The 1441-nt window shown below is 40.2% G+C and carries 2 protein-coding genes; both read left to right on the top strand.

Annotated elements, in window-relative coordinates:
* Nucleotides 1-507: 507 nt before the first annotated feature.
* The gene (locus V8L70_RS22765; protein ID WP_336270706.1) at nucleotides 508-1065 is read left to right on the top strand and encodes a hypothetical protein; all 558 of its coding nucleotides are present in this window, start codon (nucleotides 508-510) and stop codon (nucleotides 1063-1065) included.
* Between the two features lie 62 nt (nucleotides 1066-1127).
* Nucleotides 1128-1361: a hypothetical protein gene (locus V8L70_RS22760; protein WP_336270705.1), complete on the top strand. Its 234-nt coding sequence runs from the start codon at nucleotides 1128-1130 to the stop codon at nucleotides 1359-1361.
* Nucleotides 1362-1441 lie beyond the last annotated feature (80 nt).

Genomic DNA, 1441 nt, shown 5'->3' with positions numbered 1-1441 from the left:
CACGAGTATTGAGCATAGACGAGTTTCGTGCAGAGGAGTCCTGATATCGGGCTGTCAGGAGCCGTATGCACAGCAGGCTTCATGTCTCGTTGATTGGTGCAGTCGTCTTCTGAAAATGACAATTACCTCAACGCGCCTATTCCACAGCTATAACTAATAAAATATAAATTGATATAAAGACTGCTGTATAACTCAGTTACATCAATCAAGGGAACCTTCAGGGTCATGCAAAAGCATGACCTTTTTTTATATAAAAAACTCTACCTGCAAACTAAATAATTGAAATATATATTTTTTCTATTCCCTCCGAAAAATCAATCATAAACCTGATCCTGATTCTAAGTAGATTTACGGCTAATGTTACTTGATATACGTAATCCTTCCGTTGCTAAAAAAAACTATTTTCAATAAAACTTAATCCAGAAAATTTCTTATATCCAAAAAATTTTCAGAAGCCACAATAAGGTCATCTAAAAAGAAATAGATATCCCTTGGAAGGAGTGATAAGTGAATAGCTATTGTGGACATACCTCAATAAAGCGCATTTTTAAATGGCTTTTATTGGCTTTTTTACTGTCACTTATATTAGTGATAACGATATCCTCTGTCAGTGCAGATGACAATTCTCTAATAGAAAAAGCAAGGATAACGCAGTACATAGAAGAAACAAGAAATTTAGTGAGTAGTAATATAGACACTATTAATGCAAGTGTTATCCAACAAACAGGCAACAATAATAACGCCAGTATCATGCAGTCTTATTCAGCTAGTTTTCAAACGGGAAATTTCGCGCTTATCCACCAAAAGGGAAATAACAATGTTGGCGCTATTTCCCAGTATGGCAGCAATAACTCAGCGGTTATCTGGCAAGTGGGCAATCAACATAGCGCTTCCATTAACCAGAGAAATGAAAGCGCAGCATTAGCGCTTAACGCCGATATTCGTCAGTTCGGCATAGCAAGCGACATCCATATTACACAATCGGGGAGTGGCCCGCGGAGCATCAGTATCGAACACCAAGCGTATTCGGGCAATGCACTGCCGGTCACCGTCGAGAACCACTGAGCAGCATCCGGCTAGCTCAGTGATCACCAAAGCAAGACGATCGAAACCAAAGGGGAAATACCATGAAAATGCAACTTACAACTCTCGCTGCTGCTATCGCTCTTTCTGCCAGTGCAGTCTCATGGGCAGATGCAAGAGATCCTGTTTATGAAGTTAATGGTAATACTATAAATAACGGAAAGGGATCATTTGATCAACAAGGAACGATACGGTCCGATATGAATGGCTGGGACTCATTGAACATAGATAACGGCACTAGCCCGGATTTCTCACAGGGTATAAAAGAAAGCGGCTGAAAGTGCTATGATTTCAAGAACCTAACCAATCCATCAAGCACCAACAGCCGCTTCCAAAATGGTACCTGAAAAGCTGACCT

The organism is Vreelandella arctica, assembly GCF_037070215.1.
In the GTDB taxonomy this organism is placed as follows: Bacteria; Pseudomonadota; Gammaproteobacteria; order Pseudomonadales; family Halomonadaceae; genus Vreelandella; species Vreelandella arctica.
This window is presented reverse-complemented; position numbering and strand designations above follow the sequence as displayed.

Bases quoted from the DNA above. Each gene is read 5' to 3' on its own strand.
- V8L70_RS22760 (WP_336270705.1), top strand. From the start codon at position 1,128: ATGAAAATGCAACTTACAACTCTCGCTGCTGCTATCGCTCTTTCTGCC.